Here is a 19,323-nt window from a genome sequence, read left to right on the forward strand (position 1 = left end):
ATCGCGCGTGCCGCTACTCGAAGACGGCGTCAAAGATCTCGACATCCATCAGCACGGGCTTGGCGACCACGGTGCCGTCGGGCCGCAGCGTCTGCGCGCGTCGGAGCGTCGGCACCACGATCCCGCCGAAGCTGTCATGCGCCCAGGAGAAATGCGCGACCTTCATTCCGAACAGATGGTGATCGGTCCGCCGTTGCAACGCGTTGTCGTCGAAATAGAAGATCTGCTCGGGCGCAAGCGTGATCAGGCCCGGCGGGAACTGCGCCCGGAGCCGCCGCCATGTCTCGTTGTTCTCCTGCCATGGTGACAGTTCCTCCACCACCACGTCGGGATGTGCGAGCAGGAATGGATTGGTCAGATAGTTCCAGATCGCGACGCCGCAGAAGAAGACGAGATGCAGTTCGTCCACCAGCGTGGGCGAACCGGCCTCGGTGAACGCAAGGCTCGGATTGCGCCAGGTCCTGAGGACCTCACCCTCGAGGCTTTCGATCGTGATCGCGTCCGGCTGAAAAGAGCCGGAGTGTTCGCCTCCGGTAATGCCGGTGAAGCGGACCGACTGCGTGCGGGTCGAGCCCTCCGCCGTCACGTCCTTGAATTCGCTGGCATGTCCGGTGCTGGAGAACAGCGTTCCGGCGACGGAGAGGTGAAGCGTGAACCGGCTCAAGCTATTCCAGCGGGCCATTCCGCCGCTGGCATCAATTGCATCGTCAAGAAGCGCCATGTCCCGCCATATCCACCATGAAGTGCCGCCACCATGGCGGGGCGGATGCGGCTTGGCGTGTTAGAAGTTGTTAGGAGTTGCGAGCGGATATTCTTGCGGTATCCCGTTGAAGATACTCTCAATTCAGCGCCGTAAGGAGCTCCCTGGCGGCGACCAGATCACGGGTCTGGAGGCCCTCTTGGTATCGTGCGACGAGCGGGGCGAGCAGGGCGCGTGCGTCTCCGGCTTTTCCGGCCTGGCGCCAGACCCGGCCGAGACTGATCGCCCCGCGCAGCTCCCAGCCGAGCGCGCATTGGCGGCGTGACAGATCGAGCGATTCCCGGAAGCAGCTCTCGGCCTCCGCGGCGTTGCCCGACCGGGCGAGGATGTCGCCCTTGACCCTGAGCATCTCCGGCATGTCGAAGGATTCGCCATGATCCGGGATCTCCGCGATGGCATCATTGATGGTCTGCAAGGCTTCGCCGGCCTGGTTCTGGGAGGCGAGACCCTCCGCGAGCGCGGTCGCAAACACCGTCGTCATGATGCGGTGTCGCGTCGCGTACAGCGTGGCCTGGCTGCGGCGGAGGTGCTCGATGCCGGCGGCGGCGTCGCCGCGGCGAAGCAGCAGCTCACCCTTCTGACCGATGCCGACCGCATGATAGGGCCCGAGGAAGTGCCGCGCGGAATGATCGATCAGTCGCTCGATCAGGATTTCCGCATTGGCCAAGTCGCCGACCCAGAGGAACACGTAGATGGTCCAGATCAAGGAAATACCGAGAGTGAGCGGCTGTTCGAGCAGCTCGGCTTCGCGAATGGTGTATCGGGACGCCTCGATCGCACGATCGGGCCGGCCGGTGAGCCAAAGCCCGCGCGCCAGCGCCACCAGTGCGACGATGCGGTCATCATAGCCGAGATGCCCGATATTCAGCCGCTGCGAGCCGGGATTGTGCAACATCGCGCTCTCGCAGAGCTGCACCGCCTTGTCCTGGTTGCCGATCAAATGATGGGCGACGCCCAGCATCCATTCGACGTTCAGCGTGCTGGCGGGATCGTTCAGCTTCCGCGCGACGCTCTCGCCCTGTTCGCCGGTTCCGAGCGCTCCGTGAAAATCCCCGACCCTGGTGAGGTAGATGTGTAATCCGCGCAGCAGCCAGAGCTGCCAGTGCAGATCCTGGAGCTCTCGGGCAAGCTGGAGACTGCGCGTGAACGCCGAGCGGACCGCTTCGGTATTGCCCTGCGTGAACATCGCGGAGACGCCGAGCGCGGCCTGCAAGATCATTTCATTGCGGCCATCCCCCGCGCTCGCATCGAGGGACGCTAGCGCCTGCTGGGTCCAGCGGTAGCATTCCGTCAGCAATGTCAGCTCAAGGAAGAACTGGGCCGCCGACGCCGCCAGATCCACGCCGATCGTTCGGTCCCCGCCGTGTGAAAAGCTCCAGGTCAGCGCGGCCCGAACATTGGGCAGGTGGTCGGCATAGGGAAGGAAGCCGCCGGCACTCTGCATGCCCGTGGATTGGAGAGCGATGTCGCGCAGGAAGTCGCGGAAATATTCGGCGTGGGCGCGTGCGATGCGGTCCGCTTCGCCGTTCTCGACGAGCTTCTCCGCGACGAAGGCACGCGTCGTATCCAGCAGGCGATAGCGCAGCCGCCGCTCCGCAGGCGAGGTCGCGATCAGCGATTTGGAAAGCAGATTGGAGATCGCCTCGGCGGCTTCTGCCTCGCCAATGCCCTGACAGGATGCGACCGCAAGCGCGGCCTCCAGGGTGAACGGCCCGACGAATGCCGACAATCCGCGCAGTGTTGCGCTTTCGTTTGCCGGCAGCAAATCATAGCTCCAGGCGAGCGCCGCACTCAGGGTGTGGTGCCGCGGGACAGCGGTGCGCCGACCGCGCCATAGCAGCGAGAAACGGCTGTCGAGCAGCGAGGCGGTCCCGGCAATGCCGTAGGCGTTCACACGCCCGGCCGCGAGCTCGATGGCGAGCGCGATGCCGTCCAGCCGACGGCAGATCTCGGCGACGAGCGGCGCATCCTCTTCGCTGAGCTCGAATTCGCTCAGGCTCTCTGCAATGCGTTCCACGAAGAGCTGAGTTGCGGGATAGGCAAGGATATCCGCGATGCCGAGTCCGTCGCGCTGTGGCGGGCAATCCAGTGGAAACAGCCGATGGACACGCTCACCATCGGCGCGGAAAGATTCGCGGCTGGTGGCAAGAATATGCAGCCCGCCCGCTTCCCGGACGATGCGCTCGGCCAGGGGGGCGAGATCGTCGAGGATGTGCTCGCAACTGTCGAAGACCAGCAGCATCCGCCGGCTGCGCAGGAACGTCAGCAACCCCGGCATCGGATCGTCGGAATTGACGGTCAGGCCGAGCGCGGCCGCAATTGTTCCCGCAACGAGCCTGGTTTCTCGCAGTGCGCCGAAATCGACAAAACACACTTGGCCGTCAAAGGCCTGGAGCTCGCCATGCGCCACGGCCAGTGCGACCGAGGTCTTGCCGATCCCGCCGGGGCCGACGATCGTGACGAAGCGATGCAAGGCGAGTTCGGCGGAAATTTTCGCGACCGCATCGTCCCGCCCGATCATCTTCGAAAGCGGCGAGGGCAGCGAGCGCGGCGCAGCGACGGGCAGGCTGGTCCGGTTCTCCGATGGGGCGGCCCGGAGCAGCGCGGCCGTGAAGCAATAACCCCGTCCGGGGACGTTCAAGACGTAGCGGGAGCCTTCGCCCGGATCGCCCAAGGCCTTGCGCAACGTCGTGATGTGAAAGCGCAGGCTGCCTTCGTCCACATTCACGTCGGCCCAGACCCGCCGGATCAACTCACGCTTGTCCACGACCTCGCCGGCGCGCTCGGCCAGGAAAACGAGAATGTCGAGTGCGCGGCCGCCGAGGTGAACCGGGGCGCCGTCCTTCTCGAGCAGCCGCGTCTTTGCAAACAGCCGGAATGGCCCGAAAGCAATGGCCAAATCCTGGTCGTTAGTGTCCGGCACGGGCCAATCATTCCAGTGAAAGAGCTGAACTCTGCACTTTGATCTACCAGAAGGGAACCCTGAGTAAACTGGTCGAAAGTGGCGAAATCGCGTGGGGCGCCGGCAATTGGCCGGCTGCTCGCGGCGATCCGTCTCAAATTGGCTTAAACGCCAACATCTTGCGAAGCGATCGGGACAGCCCGGGCAGCGTGCTTGACGACCAAGCCTACGTCTCGGAGTCCGGTCGTCGTACCGCCATCATAACAAAATCTTGCAACGTCTAACGAGCAATGCGCGCGAACTGGATCCAGTATCAGTTCCGAGTTCGACGCTAATTCCAACGGGGAGGCTACGATGTCCGGTATCAATGCTCGGCCGAATGACGACGTCGTTCGATCTCAATTTGTGGCCAGTTTAGACGATCAGTCGCGTGACTGGGAGCTCGTGCTGCGGGAATCCCACCATCGGATGAAGAACACGCTGACGATACTCGGTGCGTCAGTCCGCCGCGATTTCACCCGAACGGGTACCAGGGACGTATCGCTTGCAGCGGACCGGCTCGAGCGGCGCATCGTCGCCTTCGGCAGGCTCTATCAGCTCTTGTCCGACAATGACGACCGTACGGCGATCCCGGTGGCGGCCTTCTTCGAAAATTTGTGCGGAGCGATTTCCGAGGCCGTGCTGGAGCCCGCGGGCATCCGCTGCGAGGCGGCGATCGAAAGCGGCACGTTGCCGGCGTCGCAATGCCATCGGCTCGCGCTGATGCTGACGGAGCTGGTGACGAATGCGGCCAAGCACGCCTTCCCGAAGAGGAATGATGCAATGATCCGCATCGAAATGGCCAATCGCGACGGCGCCTGGTTCTGCACGGTGGCCGACAACGGGATCGGTGCGACCGGGCCGCTTCAGGGCACCGGCAGCCGGATTCTCGAAGGACTCGCACGCAGCATTCACGCCCGACTGCAGGGCGAGGCGGGAGAAGACGGCACACGCGTAACCATCGTGATGCCGATCGCCGCTGGTTGAAGTTCGTCTTAGATCCAACCCAGGGAGTTCGACATGGCCACTACTGAAATCGACCGCGACGCCGCGGCCAATCCTTCCAACAAGCCTTCCAACCAGTCTGCGAATAAGCCTTCGACATCGCGTGGCGTCGATCAGAGGCTCGAGGTGATCGTGATCCCCGTGTCCGACGTCGATCGCGCCAAGGCCTTCTACGCGCGTCTCGGCTGGCGACTGGATGCCGATTTTGCCTCCGGCGACGATTGGCGCGTGATCCAGTTCACGCCGCCAGGTTCGGCCTGCTCGGTGATCTTCGGCCGGAACGTTACGGCGGCAGTGCCGGGCTCGGTGCGAGGCTTGTACCTGATCGTCTCCGATCTGGAGGCGGCGCGAAAGGATCTGCTCGATCGCGGCATCGAGGTCAGCGCTCCATTCCACGGTGCCGGCGATGTTCACGCCGGAACCGACGAGCCTTATCTCTCCGGCAGCGTTCGGGTGAGCGGTGCCGACCCGAAGCGCGGCAGCTACGGCTCATTTGCCTCGTTCAGCGATCCCGACGGCAATGGCTGGCTGTTCCAGGAGGTCACGACGCGATTGCCGGGACGGATCGCGGGCGACGGCACCACATTCGCTTCGCAGGCTGCGCTGGCCGCAGCACTGCGCCGCGCGGCGGTGGCACATGGCGAGCACGAGAAGCGGACCGGCGGGCACGATGAGAACTGGGCGGATTGGTACGCCGATCATATCGTCCGCGAGCAGGCGGGCCAGCCGCTGCCGTCCTGAGCTGGACAGCACGGAATCTTCGACTGATGCAAGCCGACGCGGCGTGGGATGACCGAGCTCATCGCGCGCCGTGTTGCTGCGGCGGCCAGCATCGCGGATCGCTCTCTTCGCTCTCGCGCGGCGGCTCGCAACGGCTAACGCGGTCTAACAACCCATAACGAGCAAATTGCCGGGGGTTGCGCCAATCTCTCTGCATGACGAACCGAGGCGTTGATGTCGAATTCGGTCAGCGTCACCGACCAAAGCCAGGGAGATCGAACATGGCCACGCAAGCACGTACTGACATTCTCAATCCAGACCGCCGTCAACTGTTGGGCCAGGCCGCGATGACCGCAGTTGCCGCAAGCGTATCGAGCCTGCTGCCGCTGCATTCCGCGAAGGCCGGCGTGAGCGGAGCGGTTCGCCCGTTCCACGTCAGCGTGCCCGAGCAGGATTTGCTCGATCTCCGCCGCCGTCTTGCGGCGACGCGCTGGCCGGATCGTGAGATCGTTGCCGATCAATCGCAGGGCGTGCAACTGACGACAGTGCAGCAGCTCGTGAGTTACTGGCAGAACGACTACGACTGGCGCAAGATGGAGGCGCGGCTGAATGCCTTGCCGCAATTCGTCACCGAGATCGACGGCGTCGACATCCACTTCATTCACGTTCGCTCCAGGCACGAGAATGCATTGCCGATGATCGTCACGCATGGCTGGCCCGGTTCGATCATCGAGCAGATGAAGATCGTCGGCCCGCTCACCGACCCCACCGCACACGGCGCGACGGCGGCGGACGCCTTCGATCTCGTGATCCCGTCGCTGCCCGGCCACGGCTTCTCCGGCAAGCCGACGGAATTGGGCTGGGATCCGCAGCGCGTCGCGCGCGCCTGGATCGTGCTGATGAAGCGGCTCGGCTACAACCGCTATGTCGCGCAAGGCGGCGATTGGGGCAATGCCGTGACGGAACAGATGGCGGTGATCGCGCCGCCCGAGCTGCTGGGCATCCACACCAACATGCCGGCGACCGTTCCGGACGACATCGCCAGGGCGCTTCAGCCCGGCGGATCGCGGCCCTCGAACCTTTCGGCCGACGAGCGCTACGCTTACGATCAGCTCGATGATTTCTACAAGCACGGTCTCGGCTACGCGATCGAAATGTCCAACCGGCCGCAGACGCTCTATGGTCTGGTGGATTCGCCGGCGGGCCTGGCGTCCTGGATGCTCGACCATGATGCGCGCAGCGCCGCGATGATCGCCCGGGTGTTCGACGGCAAGACTGAAGGGCTGTCGCGCGACGACGTGATCGACAACATCACGCTCTACTGGCTCACCAACACCGCGGTGTCATCGGCGCGGCTGTACTGGGAAAACAAGCTGGTGTTCTTCGAGCCCAAGCACATCAAGATTCCCGTCGCCGTCAGCGTCTTCCCGGACGAAATCTACGCCGCGCCGCGCAGCTGGACCGAGAAGGCCTATCCCAAACTGATGCACTACAACCGTCTCGACAAGGGCGGTCATTTCGCGGCCTGGGAGCAGCCCGCGTTGTTCTGCGCGGAAATGCGCACCGCCTTCCGAGCGCTGCGTCAGTCGATCTGAGACCTTCGGGGACGCGCACTTCCGCGCGTTCCCTTCTTTCCCCATAGACAGGAATACAATCATGAACCGCCCCGAACGCTCCTTCACGACCGACCAAATCCGCCTGGAACGTCGGCTGCCGTCGTATTGGCGTGTCACCTTCGACATGCCCCCGGTCAATATCTTCGGCCCCAAGCAGCTTCCGCTTCTCGACGACGTCGTCACGGCGATCGAGACCGATCCTGAGGTGAAGGTCGTGGTGTTCGACAGTGCCGTCGAAGGCTTCTTCATCACGCATTACGACTTCCTCGCGCCCCTGGAGGATTCGCTTCGTATCCCGCCCGGGCCGACCGGCCTGCAGGCGCTGCCCGACATGCTGGTGCGTCTCAGCCGCGCGCCCGTTGTTTCAATTGCCTCGATCAGGGGCCGTGCGACCGGCGTCGGCAGCGAGCTGGCGCTCGCGAGCGACATGCGTTTTGCCAGCCGCGAAAAGGCGATTCTGTCGCAATGGGAGGTCGGTGCGGGCCTGGTACCTGGCGGCGGGCCGATGGCGCGGTTGCCGCGCCTGATGGGCCGCGGCCGCGCGCTCGAAGTTCTGCTCGGCGCCGACGACATCCACGGCGATCTCGCCGAACGCTACGGCTATGTGAACCGGTCGTTGCCGGATGCCGAGCTCGACGGCTTCGTCGAGGCGTTGGCGATGCGCATCGCGTCCTTCGACAAGGAGGCGATTGCCGAGACCAAGCGCCTCGTTGACGTCGCAAGCCTGCCGCCGGATGTCGAGATCAAGCCGGAATGGGACGCCTTCCTGGCCTCACTCAGCCGCCCCGCGAGCCGGACCCGCATCAAGGCGCTGATGTCGCGCGGCTTCCACCGCGCCGGTGATGTCGAGAACCGGCTCGGCTTCCACGTCGGACAGATTGGTAGCTAAAGCGTTTTCGAGCGAAGTGGATACCGGTTCGCGTGAAGAAAACGCGCCAAAGCAAGAATCAAGTCTCGTTCCGATTTTATCGGAACGGGATTTGACGGAACCGCTACGGCGCCCGGCCGGTTGGAACGGCGGCAGGCGGTCGTGCCAATGTCGCTTTCGTACCGTACCGAGCGCCGGTGCTAAAAAATCAACCAGGAGAATTGAGATGATCCGCAAGGCAACAGCAGTCTGGAAAGGCACCGGTCGCGATGGCACCGGTCAACTGTCGAGCGAATCCGGCGTGCTCGCCGCGACGCCTTATTCCTTCAAGACCCGCTTTGAGAACGAGAACGGCACCAATCCCGAGGAATTGATCGCGGCGGCCCATGCCGGCTGTTTCACCATGGCCCTGGCCTTCGGCTTGCAACTCGCCGGCTTCACCCCTGACGAGCTCTCGACGGAAGCCGCGGTCACGCTCGAACCTGAAGGCAAAGGCTTCAAGATCAGCAAATCGGCGCTGACGTTGCGTGCCAAGGTGCCGAACCTCGACGACGCAGGTTTCGCCAGGATCGCCGGCGAGGCCGAGAAGAACTGCCCTGTGTCGAAAGTGCTCAACGCCGCGATCACGCTCGACGCCAAACTGACGTAGGGCGCGCTCTCATTGTGTCTCCATCCGGTTCTGGAAGCTTGCGCCTCGCGAGAGGAACTGGATGGACAAATGCCTGGCTATCGGCGGAGCCGCCAAAAGCATAGGATGCGACGGATGCAGAACGGACAGACGGATCAATTGGGAGTGGAGAGATGACAACGGAACGCGCAGTTTTAGCCGGAGGCTGCTTCTGGGGCATGCAGGATCTGATCCGCAGGCAGCCGGGCGTGGTCTCCACCCGCGTCGGTTACACCGGCGGCGCGGTGAAGAATGCCACCTACCGCAATCATGAAGGTCATGCCGAAGCGATCGAGATCACCTTCGATCCCGCCAAGACCAGCTTTCGGACCATGCTGGAGTTCTTCTTCCAAATTCACGATCCGACCACGCTCAACCGGCAGGGCAATGATCTGGGCACGAGCTATCGTTCGGCGATCTTTTACACGAGCGACGGACAGAAGCGGATCGCCAAGGACACGATTGCAGACGTCGAGGCGTCCGGTCTGTGGCCTGGCAAGGTCGTGACCGAGGTCGCGCCCGCGGGCGAGTTCTGGGAAGCCGAGCCGGAGCACCAGGATTATCTCGAACGTTATCCGGACGGGTACACCTGCCACTTCATCCGCCCCGACTGGAAACTGCCGCGGCGCGGGGCTGCAGCGGCAGGCTAAAGCTGGTCGGCACTATTGCCGGGGAGAGCCATGCCCGAAATCCGCGAGGTCACCGCCGGGATCCGCAGATCACATCGACCGCTTTTCGGGCCATCTCCCTCAGCTCCGAGCGGCGGGCGCCGGCACGGGCGCGAATGGCAATGGTGTGCATCGTGGCTGAAGCGAGAATGGCAAGCGCCGCCGGATCGGCGTCGTGCTTCAGCTCGCCCTTGTCCTGCGCAAGGCGGAAGCGGGCTTCGAAATCGGCATCTATCATGCGCAGTCCCGCCGCGACGCTGCTCCGGATCGCGGCATCTTCAGCGACTTCGGTCACCGCCGTCCCCACCACGAAGCAGCCGCGTGCGGCTCCCTTGCCGGAAAAGTAGATCGACAGCGCCGCGTCATAGGCCAGCATCAGCGCTTCGTCCAAGGGATGGTCCCCCGCGAGAGCCTCACGGGTCGCGGCCAGGCTGATCTCCCAATAACGCGCGAGCGCCTCGAGGTAGAGCGCACGCTTGTTGCCGAACACCGCGTAGAGGCTCGGCGGACTCATGCCGGTCGCTGCAGCGACCTTGTCCAGGGAGGTACCGGAATAGCCCGTCCTCCAGAACGTTTCCGTTGCCCGCCTCAATGCCGCCTCTGCGTCGTAGGCCGGTGGCCGTCCCCGGCGCGCCGGGCTCGTTTCGCTCTTTTTCCGTGCCATTTCGTCAGAACCCCGGTTGCCATGCTCCACACATATATTTGTATGGATCGTTATAAAAATCAAGGTCGCCCACTTGATCGCCGCGTTGAAGCACAATATTTGTAACGATCGCTATTAAATAGATTGAACGCGAGGGTCCTTCGATGCGTTTCGATTTCGCGCCAATCGCCGGCGGGCCCGGCGATCGCAACAGCTTCCGCCCGAGCGAGGCTGCCGCGCAATGGTTCGGGGCAGGGCTCGGCAAGCGGCTGCGACGACCGCTGATGCTCGCGCTGCCGATGGCGCTGGCCGTGGTCGGCGCCTTCATCTATCTGGCGCAGGAGCAATATGTCTCCACCGATGACGCATTTGTTCGCGCCGCGAAGGTGACCATCAATGCCCGGGTTTCCGGCCAGGCGGTCGAGATCGCCGTGCGTGACAACGAGCGCGTCCGACGGGGGCAGGTGCTGTTTCGCATCGACCCGGAGCCTTATGAAATTGCCGTCGACCAGGCCGAGGCGCGCCTCGGAAGTGCGCGGCTCCAGATCGAATCCCTCAAGGCGACCCATCGTCAGCAGCAGGCGGAGCTGCAGTCGGCCAAAGAGACGGCTACCTTCGACGAGCGCGAATTCGATCGCAAGAAGATGCTGGTTGCCTCCGACTTCACGCCACGCGCGGTCTATGAGCGGGCCGAGACGGACATGAAGGTCGCTCGCCACCGCATGGTGTCGATCGAACAGCAGATCGCCAACACGGTCGTTGCCCTCAATGGCGATGCCGATATAGAGATCGATCGCCATCCGACCGTTCGCGCAGCCAGGGCACAGCTCGACCGTGCGCGGCTGGATCTCTCCTATGCCACCGTGACGGCGCCGGATGACGGCATCGTGACCAAGGTCGACGATCTCCAGATCGGCGGCTTCGTCAATGCCGGGGCACCGACGTTCTCGCTGATGTCGAGCCGGCACGTCTGGGTCGAGGCGAATTTTCGCGAGACCGGCTTGACCCACATGCGCCCGGGCCAGGAGGCGACGATCGACTTCGATGCCTATCCGGATCGCAAGTTCAGGGCGCATATCGTCAGCATGAGTCCCGGCACCGGATCGGACTTCTCGCTCCTGCCGCCCGAGAATGCGACGGGAAACTGGGTCAAGGTCGTCCAGCGATTGCCGGTGCGCCTGGAGCTCGACGATCTCGATCCAAGCCGGCCGTTGTTCTCGGGCATCAGCGTGACGGCGCGGGTCGATACCGGCCATCGCCGCGGCTGGGCACATCTGCTCCAACCCGCGCTCGCGACGGAGAGCAAATGAGTACGCCCCTCCCATCGACCACTGCGCCCGGCGGTCATCACGCGATCGCCGCGGCCGCCCTGATGGCGACCTACATGCAGGCCGTCAACATCTCGATACCGAACGCGGCGCTACCTCATATTCAGGCGACGCTCTCGATGGCCAATGACGAGGTCGGCTGGGTGTTTTCCTCGTATATCGCGGCGAGCGCCGTGACCATGTCGATCACGCAATGGCTGGCGGGACGCTACGGCCGGAAAGTGGTCTATCAGGCCGCCGTCACGATCTTCGTGTTGGGTCTCGCCCTCGACACGCTGGCGACCACGTCGATTCAGTTCGTGCTGGCGCGAATCCTCCAGGGCGCGGCGAGCGGACCTCTTGCGCCGCTCTCGCTGGCGATCCTGCTCGAGGCGACATCGCCGGTGCGACATGCGCGCATGAGCCTGGCGTGGACCGTCTGCTCCCTGCTCGGCATCAGCAGCGGCCCGGCCATTGGCGGTTGGCTCAGTGAATATTACGGCTGGCCCGCGATCTTCTATTTCAGCCTGCCGATGACCGGCTTCATCTTCCTGACGATGGCTCAGCTGCTCGGCGAGAAGCGGGCCGAGCGGAGCCAGCCCTTCGACTTCTTCGGCCTGACGACGTTCTCCGTCGGCATGATCGGGTTGCAGATGTTGCTCGACCGCGGGGAGCGCCTGGAATGGTTTGCCTCGACGGAAATCTGGATCGAGGCGATCGCTTCGGTCCTGGGTTTCTATCTCTTCATGGTCCACGTCATGACGACAAAGGAGCACTTTCTCCGCACGGCGCTGTTCCGGGATCGCAATCTCGTGCTCTCGACGGTCATCTCCTTCGCGCTTGGTTTCGTGCTGCTGCCGACCCTGGCCCTGACGTCCCCGATGCTGGAAGAATTGCTCAACTACCCCGTCGATACCACCGGATACATGACTGTTCCGCGCGGCGTCGCGCTGGTGGGAGCGCTGGTGCTGACGAGCCTGGTCCCCGCGCAGATCGACTACCGGCCGTTCCTCGTGGGCGGAATGACGCTGGTGGTCTATGCCAACTGGCTGATGCTTGGTTATTCACCGGCGATGGATTGGCGGCCGGTGGTCGAGGCCGGCCTGCTCCAGGGAGCGGGTCTCGGCATGTTGCTGCCCGCGCTCGCCAGGGCCGCGTTCGGCACGCTCGATCCGAAGCTCCGCCCGGAAGGCAGCGCGTTGATCAACCTGTCGCGCCTCTATGGCAGCACCATTGGCATCGCGGTCGTTCAGCTCTTCTTCTACGCCAATACGCAGGCTGTGCACGTCGCACTCGCAAAGAACCTCACGCCCTACCGAGTCGCTGCATTCGTCGGGGAGCCGATCGCGAAGCCAAGCCTTGCCGCCCTCAACGGCATGGTCACGCGTCAGGCGGCGACCGTCGCGGTCATCGACCAGTTCGAGATCCTGATGTTCGCCATGCTCGTCGTGATTCCGCTTGTGTTTTTTCTCCGTAAGCCGCGGCCTACCGGTTAACGCCTGGGGCCGTGGAATGACCTCGCATCGTCAATTTCAAATACCTCGTCCCTTACTTTTGAGGGAGCCGTGGACAAGCAAAGGAGCATCAGCATGACTTCGTCAGATACGCTTCGTTATACGAGAATTCCGACTCATCAATCCGGGACGATTCCCGCGGTGGGATTCGGCACGCTCATTCCGGATCCGCTCGTGACCAGGCGGGCCACCAAGGCCGCATTGGAGGCCGGATTCCGACATCTTGATTGCGCGGAGCGCTATCGCAACGAGGAAGCGGTCGGCGATGCGCTGCAGGAGACGTTCAAGGCGGGGACGCTTCAGCGCAAGGACCTGTTCGTTACGACGAAGCTATGGAACACCAATCATCGGCCGGAACGGGTCAGGCCTGCCTTCGACGCCAGTCGCCGACGGCTGCAGCTCGACGAGATCGATTGCTACATCATCCATACGCCCTTTGCCTTTCAACCCGGCGACGAGCAGGACCCGAGGGATGAGCACGGTCGGGTCATCTATGATTCTGGGGTTACGCTGGCCGAAACGTGGGGGGCGCTGGAACGCCTCGTCGACGAGGGGCACTGCAAGTCGATCGGTCTGTCGGACATCACCCTGGATAAGCTGCGCGAGATCGTTTCGATCGCGCGGATCAGGCCCGCCATGGTGCAAGTCGAATCGCATCCGTATCTTCCCGAATGGGAGCTGCTCGACTTCTGTCGAGAGCACGGAATTGTGCTGCAGGCGTTTGCAGCGCTGGGGCACGCCATGAAGCCGAACGTCCTGGCCGATCCGGTGATCACTGCCATCGCGGAGCGTTTGCACAAGACACCGGCTCAAATTGCGCTGGCGTGGGCCGTCCAGCGCGGCACCGCTTTCCTGACGACTTCGACCAATCCCCGGCGCATCCAGGAAAACTTCGATATTTCAGCCTTGCCCGAAGACGCCATGCGAGAGATGAGGGACCAGATCACGACAAACATCAGGTTCAACACGGTCGTCGAGACCGGCGTGCCCGGATTCATCCCGCGGGCTGGATGAATCGGTGCCGATCAGCCGACTCATCAAGCCCGGAGCTGCTCGATCAAATCGTGGGCGCTGCGGATCTCGGCGATGCCCGCGCCCTCGGTGAAGGGCCCGCATGCGCGTTCCAGAATTGCCAAGGCGTCCGCGCTCTGGCCAGCCCCGATCATGTACCGCGCCAGGCTGACCGCGCTTCGCAGCTCCCAGAAGCGCGCGCCTTGCTGGACGGCAATGTCCATGGCCTCGCGAAAGCGCGCCTCGGCATCTTCTGAATGCCGCGCGCTCCTGAGCATCAACTCTCCGTTGATGCGGATCAGCTCCGGCAGATACCAGAGCTCCTGCCGGTCGTTGCAGCGGGTCAGGACGTCCTCGATCACGTCGAGGCCGCGGTCAACCTGGTCGGCCTCTCCGGAACACGCGGCGAGCTCGCCGAGCAGGGGCAGAAAACGCGGCAGGAAGCGCGCATCGCCGGCGCGATTGAGCTCCTCGCGCAGCAGTGGCAGGCCGGTCGAGTCGCCGCGTTTGACCATGACGGCGGCGTTGAAGGCCCTAGCCCACAGGCCCCACAGCCGGATGGCGTGGCGCTCGGTGTGTTCGAGCAGCTCGATGCCGTGACGCTCCGCGGCGTCGAAATCGCCGGACCAGAAGGCGATCGGGCATGCGGCTTGTCCGAGCACGCTGCAGAAGGTCAGCGCGTGGCCATTGGCGCGGCCTTCCTCGATGTTCCTGGACGTGAGGGCCTGAGCCTGATCGGCCAGGCCCTGAAGCCACAGGATGCGAGCCCGAAAATATTGCGTCGAGATTCTCAGATCGAGCGGGAAGATTTTCGGCTTCTCCGCCAACACATGCAGCGATGCATTGACCCGGTCGATGCGCAGCCGAGCCTCGGTCTGATCCCCGAGATAGTGCAGCGCCACGGCCATCAGCCGGTCGCCCAGCATGACATCGGTCCTGTCGGGAGAGTTCGCGGCTGCGTTCGCAAAGCGCTCGGCGAGCGCACGGGCCTTGCCGAACTGTCCGTTGTTGAACTGGTCGATGCACAAGCCCCAGAGCGCGCGCAGCCGGAAATCCTTGTCGTCGAGCCTGTCAGCCAGATCGAGGGTCGTCTCGAGGATCGGTCGAGCCTCGCGCGCGCGGCCCTCGCCATACATCAGCGACCATCCGAGCGCCGACAGGAGCTGCATGCGGATGCGGTCGTCGTCGGCGGTGTCTCCGAGCGCCGCGAGCGCCGTTCTGCTGCGCTCACGGCATTCCGCGAACAGCGAAAGACGCACCCACAGCGTGACCGCAGCCGCCGTCAGCGCGATACCGAGTGTCGCCTCGCCGTCGGGCCCGAAGGCCCAGTCCAACGCCGCGCGCACATTGTCCAGCTCCGCGCCATAGATGCTCAGCCATTCGGGCAGCGGCGTCGAAATATCGGCCTCCGCGCGCTCGAATAAGTCGCGAAAATGCTCGGCATGACGCCGCGCGAACTGCCTGGCTTCGCCGAGCTCGCTGAGTTTTCCGTATGCATAGGTGCGCGTGGTGTCGAGCAGCCGATAGCGCAGCGTCCGCGAGCCCGACGGCGAGATCAGCGACTTGGTCACCAGGCTGTCGATTGCTTCGAGAGTCTCGGACGCGTTGAGGCCGTCACCGGACGCGACCGCCGCAGCCGCCTCCGGCGCGAAAGGCCCGGCAAAGACCGACAGGCGTCGCAGCGTGGCGCTCTCCGCGGCAGGCAGAAGGTCGTAGCTCCAGTCCAGGGCCGCAGCGAGCGTCTGGTGCCGCGGCACGGCGGTGCGCCGGCCGCGCCATTGCAGCGAAAAGCGGCTGTCGAGCAGGGATGCTGTGCCGGCGATGCCGTAAGCATTGACGCGGCCTGCCGCGAGCTCGATCGCCAGCGCGATGCCGTCGAGGCGCCGGCAGATGCTCGCGACGAGGGGCGCCTCTTCCGCGCTGAGCTGGAACGGGCCCGAGCTCTGCGCAATGCGGTCCACAAAGAGTTGAGCCGCGGGATAGGCAAGGACCTCGTCGACAGCTAGCCCTTCGCGCTCGGGCGGACAATCCAGCGGGAACAGCCGGAAAATCCGCTCGCCTTCGCTCCGGAACGACTCGCGGCTGGTTGCGAGAACGCGGAGCTGCGGTGCCTCGCGAACGATGTGCTCGACGAGCGGCGCCAATTGATCCAGCACGTGTTCGCAACTGTCGAAGATCAGCAGGGCCGGGCCGGTCTTCAGAAACGTCAGCAGGGCCGGCGTCGGATCCTCCGCGCTGATGGTCAGTCCAAGCGCCGAAGCGATGGTGGTCGCGATGTGACTGCCATCCCTCAGCGGACCGAAATCGACAAAGAAGACTCGCCCGCCGAAATCCTGGGAACGGCGATGCCCGACGGTGACGGCGACCGAGGTCTTGCCGATGCCGCCCGGCCCGACGACGGTCATGAAGCGATAGAGCGAAAGTCCGTTCGAGATCTTCTCGATGACGTCTTCCCGGCCGACCATCCTCGTGAGCTGAGCGGGCAGGGAGCGGGGCGGGGCGGTTTCGGCCGGGACCGGGGCGGCCGGCAGAGCCGCTTGAGCGAACGAGGCGACAAAGCAATAGCCGCGGCCGGGCACGTTGACGACGTAACGGGCCGACTTGCCGGTGTCACCGAGCGCCTTGCGCAGCGCCGCGACATGGAAGCGCAGGCTGCCCTCGTCGACATTGACGCCGGCCCAGATGCGCTTGACCAGCTCTCTCTTGTCAACGACTTCTCCGGGGCGTCCGGCAAGGAAGATGAGAATGTCGAGCGCGCGGCCGCCGACGTGAAGCGGCGCGCCCTCCTTCTCCAAGAGCCGGGACTTCGGAAACAGTCGAAATGGCCCAAAGGAAATGGCCGAGTCTTCGCTACGATCTGGCACGCGCCATCGCCCCCTCGAAGGGAGTCAAAATGTATTACTTTGTGGTCTAGCAGAACGAGGCGTACAGTAAACTGGCCGAAAGCAGTGGGCAGGGCTGCCAGTCCTGCGTGGACGGCTTGGGTCGGCTCGCTCGCGAAATTATGCTTGGAAAGTAAAGAGTTAGACCGACGTGACAATGCGATGACACCGCGGCTCGTCCGGATGGAGCATTGACTGTCGTGCCGGATTGCTGCGATGGCATCGTCCGGGAGCCGGTCCCGCCACCACATTGACTGCCGACTTCCGGAATTTGCAGCATGACCTCTTTCACGCGGCGAAAATTCGTGCACGCGTTGACAAGCGCAGCGGCGCTCACCGCGCTTCCCCGCAACGGACAAGCTGCCGACTATCCGTCTCGTCCCATTCGCTTGGTGATTCCTTACGGAGCCGGCGGATCGGGTGACCAGATCGCGCGCCCCTGGGTGGACAGGATGCCGTCGCTGCTTGGGCCGACCTTCGTCGAATATATTGGCGGCGCGGGCGGCGCCATCGGGACCGCGGCGGTGGCGCGCGAGGAGCCCGACGGCTATTCGCTGCTGCTCGGCAACGGCAGCACGCAGGTCATCATTCCCATGACGTCGGCGAATCCCGGATATTCCGTTGCCGATTTCCGCGCGATCTACCGCCTGATCAACAGCGCGCTGGTTTTCGCCATCAATCCTTCGGTGCCCGCCGCAAACCTGCGCGAGCTGATCGCCTATGCGAAAGCCAATCCGGGAAAGCTGTCCTATGGCACGCCGGGGATCGCCACCGGAAATCATCTGGTCGGCGAATCCTTCAAGCAGCAGGCGGGGGCCCTGGATATTGTCCACGTGCCCTATCGGGGCATCTCGCAGGCGACCAACGACCTCGTCAGCGGCCAGATATCGCTCGTCATTGCCGTCATGTCCGTTCAATTGCAGCAGCTGGCTCAAGCGGGGAAAGTCAGGCTGCTTGCGGTCACCACCGAAACGCGGCTGAGCGGCGCGCCGGAGATCCCGACCGCCGTCGAATCCGGCATGCCCGGCATCCGGTATGAGGGATGGTTCGGTCTGTTCGCACCCAAGGACACCGACGATACGATCATCGACCGGATCGCGCAGGCGACGCGGCTCGCCATGGCCGATACGGCGCTCCTGGCGAGCTATCGCGCCCAGGGCATGGAGCCGGACAATGACTCAAGCCCGGACAAATTCCAGCGCATCGTCGAGGCCACATCCGCAAGCCTCGCGCCCTTGATCAAATCGATCGGGCTGAGCAATTTGTGAGGCCGCTCAGCTGGCGGCGCGCGTAACAATACGCGCCGTCAGCGTGACGAGGCCCATCAGCGCGGTCAGGAGCCAGAACGCCACCGGCAATCCGCCAAGACGTGCGACGAAGCCGATACCGGCGGGGCCGACGAGAACGCCGGCGTAGCCGGCGGTGGTGATCGCCGCGACGGCGAGGCCCATCGGCATCACCGTCTGCCTCGCCGCCCGGCGGAACAGCACCGGCACGAGGTTCGATGCGCCGAGGCCGATGAGCAGGAAGCCGGCTACGGCGACCGCCACGACGGAAGCCGTGAGCAGGACCACGAAACCCGCGATCGCAATCAGGCTGCCCCAGAACAATGTCGTGCGGTCTCCGATGCGTGCGACGACGGCGTCGCCGCCGAGCCGCCCGATCGTCATGGCGACCGAGAACACGATGTAGCCGATCCCGCCTTGCGCTTCGGAAACGAGGCCCGCGCCGATGACGAGCAACGCGCCCCAATCGAGCATCGCGCCTTCGACCAGGAACGTGATGGCGCAAAGCAGCGCGAGCAGGAGCACGGCGCCATGCGGCAACACGAACAGCGGTCCTTCCTGCACCTGAACGGAGCGAAGCAGCCGCGGCCAGGCCGCCAGCATCGCGATCAGCATCAGGACGGAGCAGATCAGCGTGCAAGCGAGCGCGCCGAGTTGCAGCGAGAGCAGTGCGGTCATGAGCGCGGCCCCGGCGAAGCCGCCGATGCTGAACAGCGCGTGGAAGCCGGACATCAGCGGATGTCCCGCGGCCCGCTCCACCTCAACCGCGTGGATGTTCATGGCGACATCGATGGAGCCGAGCGCGGCGCCAAACGCGAAGAGCGCCAGCGCCAGCGTCGCGGGCGAGCTCGCGATCGTCAGCAGAGGCAGGACCAGGGCAAGACCGAGCCCGCCCGCAATGATGATCGGCTTGCTGCCATAGCGCGCGCTCAGCAAGCCGGTCAGAACCATCGCGACGACCGAGCCGATGCCGAGGCTGAGCAGGAGCAGTCCGAGGATGCCGTCGTCGACGGCGAGCCGCGCCTTCGCGAACGGCACCAGCGGTGCCCAGCACGCGATACCGAAGCCCGCGACGAGGAAGGCAAGCCTGGTCGCAAGGCGTGTCGCCGGCTTGTCGGCAGAAGACATGGGAACTCCGAGGAGGGGTAATTCAAGGCAGGGGCAATCGAGAAGCCTCGAAATTGTTGCGTCTTTATGTCGGCGGCGGACTCGGATTGTCGCAGGCAGCTCCTGGGCGACCGCAAGCGGACACTAGGCCTTTTGGCTCGTCACCAGCATCTCGGCGGCGCCGGTGGGCTGCGCCATCGGACGAAATACCCTGACAGCCCGACCTGCGTCGGTGTCAAGCCGTGCGCGCAAAAATATTCCACTTTACCGAAATTCGGAAACGGCGTATGTGTCGGCCATCCCGGCTCATCCTTGAGGGGCGATCTCG

The 19,323-nt window shown here is 64.2% G+C and carries 15 protein-coding genes; 10 read left to right on the top strand and 5 right to left on the bottom strand.

The genetic code is table 11. The features are described 5' to 3' along the window. Positions 1–13 precede the first annotated feature (13 nt). The gene (locus tag AC0L3C_RS30495; RefSeq protein ID WP_473409784.1) at positions 14–721 is read right to left on the bottom strand and encodes a hypothetical protein; all 708 of its coding nucleotides are present in this window, start codon (positions 719–721) and stop codon (positions 14–16) included. Between the two features lie 118 nt (positions 722–839). After that, the gene (locus AC0L3C_RS30500) at positions 840–3,683 is read right to left on the bottom strand and encodes an ATP-binding protein (RefSeq protein WP_473409785.1); all 2,844 of its coding nucleotides are present in this window, start codon (positions 3,681–3,683) and stop codon (positions 840–842) included. A gap of 333 nt (positions 3,684–4,016) precedes the next feature. On the opposite strand from AC0L3C_RS30500, the gene AC0L3C_RS30505 reads away from it, so the two are divergent. The 6 genes from AC0L3C_RS30505 to msrA all read left to right on the top strand — a co-directional run bounded on the left by AC0L3C_RS30505 (position 4,017) and on the right by msrA (position 9,227). Then, the gene (locus tag AC0L3C_RS30505; RefSeq protein WP_473280043.1) at positions 4,017–4,688 is read left to right on the top strand and encodes a sensor histidine kinase; all 672 of its coding nucleotides are present in this window, start codon (positions 4,017–4,019) and stop codon (positions 4,686–4,688) included. A gap of 33 nt (positions 4,689–4,721) precedes the next feature. Continuing rightward, positions 4,722–5,447 carry a VOC family protein gene (locus tag AC0L3C_RS30510; protein WP_473409786.1) on the top strand — a complete coding sequence of 242 codons (726 nt, stop codon included), beginning with the start codon at positions 4,722–4,724 and terminating at the stop codon, positions 5,445–5,447. Positions 5,448–5,707: 260 nt separating this feature from the next. Then, positions 5,708–7,021 carry an epoxide hydrolase family protein gene (locus AC0L3C_RS30515; protein WP_473409787.1) on the top strand — a complete coding sequence of 438 codons (1,314 nt, stop codon included), beginning with the start codon at positions 5,708–5,710 and terminating at the stop codon, positions 7,019–7,021. Positions 7,022–7,082: 61 nt separating this feature from the next. Next, the gene (locus AC0L3C_RS30520) at positions 7,083–7,931 is read left to right on the top strand and encodes an enoyl-CoA hydratase/isomerase family protein (RefSeq protein ID WP_473260131.1); all 849 of its coding nucleotides are present in this window, start codon (positions 7,083–7,085) and stop codon (positions 7,929–7,931) included. Between the two features lie 205 nt (positions 7,932–8,136). Beyond that, positions 8,137–8,559 carry an OsmC family protein gene (locus tag AC0L3C_RS30525; protein WP_473409788.1) on the top strand — a complete coding sequence of 141 codons (423 nt, stop codon included), beginning with the start codon at positions 8,137–8,139 and terminating at the stop codon, positions 8,557–8,559. A 152-nt stretch (positions 8,560–8,711) separates the two neighbouring features. Beyond that, positions 8,712–9,227, top strand: a complete 516-nt coding sequence (gene msrA, locus AC0L3C_RS30530) for a peptide-methionine (S)-S-oxide reductase MsrA (RefSeq protein ID WP_473260129.1) — start codon at positions 8,712–8,714, stop codon at positions 9,225–9,227. A gap of 49 nt (positions 9,228–9,276) precedes the next feature. Here the strand turns inward: msrA and AC0L3C_RS30535 are convergent, their stop codons facing one another. Further along, positions 9,277–10,005 carry a TetR/AcrR family transcriptional regulator gene (locus AC0L3C_RS30535; RefSeq protein ID WP_473409789.1) on the bottom strand — a complete coding sequence of 243 codons (729 nt, stop codon included), beginning with the start codon at positions 10,003–10,005 and terminating at the stop codon, positions 9,277–9,279. Positions 10,006–10,052: 47 nt separating this feature from the next. Between AC0L3C_RS30535 and AC0L3C_RS30540 the strand changes: the two genes are divergently transcribed. The 3 genes from AC0L3C_RS30540 to AC0L3C_RS30550 all read left to right on the top strand — a co-directional run bounded on the left by AC0L3C_RS30540 (position 10,053) and on the right by AC0L3C_RS30550 (position 13,723). Continuing rightward, positions 10,053–11,198 carry an HlyD family secretion protein gene (locus AC0L3C_RS30540; RefSeq protein WP_473409790.1) on the top strand — a complete coding sequence of 382 codons (1,146 nt, stop codon included), beginning with the start codon at positions 10,053–10,055 and terminating at the stop codon, positions 11,196–11,198. Continuing rightward, positions 11,195–12,691: an MDR family MFS transporter gene (locus AC0L3C_RS30545; RefSeq protein ID WP_473409791.1), complete on the top strand. Its 1,497-nt coding sequence runs from the start codon at positions 11,195–11,197 to the stop codon at positions 12,689–12,691. Before AC0L3C_RS30540 ends, AC0L3C_RS30545 begins: the two co-directional genes overlap by 4 nt. A gap of 93 nt (positions 12,692–12,784) precedes the next feature. Further along, positions 12,785–13,723 (top strand): aldo/keto reductase, encoded by a 939-nt coding sequence (locus AC0L3C_RS30550; protein WP_473409794.1) that lies wholly within the window; start codon positions 12,785–12,787, stop codon positions 13,721–13,723. Positions 13,724–13,746: 23 nt separating this feature from the next. Here the strand turns inward: AC0L3C_RS30550 and AC0L3C_RS30555 are convergent, their stop codons facing one another. Then, complete coding sequence (locus AC0L3C_RS30555; RefSeq protein ID WP_473409792.1) at positions 13,747–16,584, bottom strand: ATP-binding protein; 2,838 nt, start codon at positions 16,582–16,584, stop codon at positions 13,747–13,749. A gap of 296 nt (positions 16,585–16,880) precedes the next feature. On the opposite strand from AC0L3C_RS30555, the gene AC0L3C_RS30560 reads away from it, so the two are divergent. Beyond that, positions 16,881–17,870 carry a Bug family tripartite tricarboxylate transporter substrate binding protein gene (locus tag AC0L3C_RS30560; RefSeq protein ID WP_473260125.1) on the top strand — a complete coding sequence of 330 codons (990 nt, stop codon included), beginning with the start codon at positions 16,881–16,883 and terminating at the stop codon, positions 17,868–17,870. A 6-nt stretch (positions 17,871–17,876) separates the two neighbouring features. On the opposite strand, the gene AC0L3C_RS30565 is transcribed toward AC0L3C_RS30560, so the two are convergent. Further along, positions 17,877–19,016, bottom strand: coding sequence for an MFS transporter (locus tag AC0L3C_RS30565; RefSeq protein ID WP_473260122.1), 1,140 nt, complete (start codon positions 19,014–19,016; stop codon positions 17,877–17,879). Between the last annotated feature and the right edge of the window lie 307 nt (positions 19,017–19,323).

Source organism: Bradyrhizobium sp. WSM4872 (genome assembly GCF_055811715.1).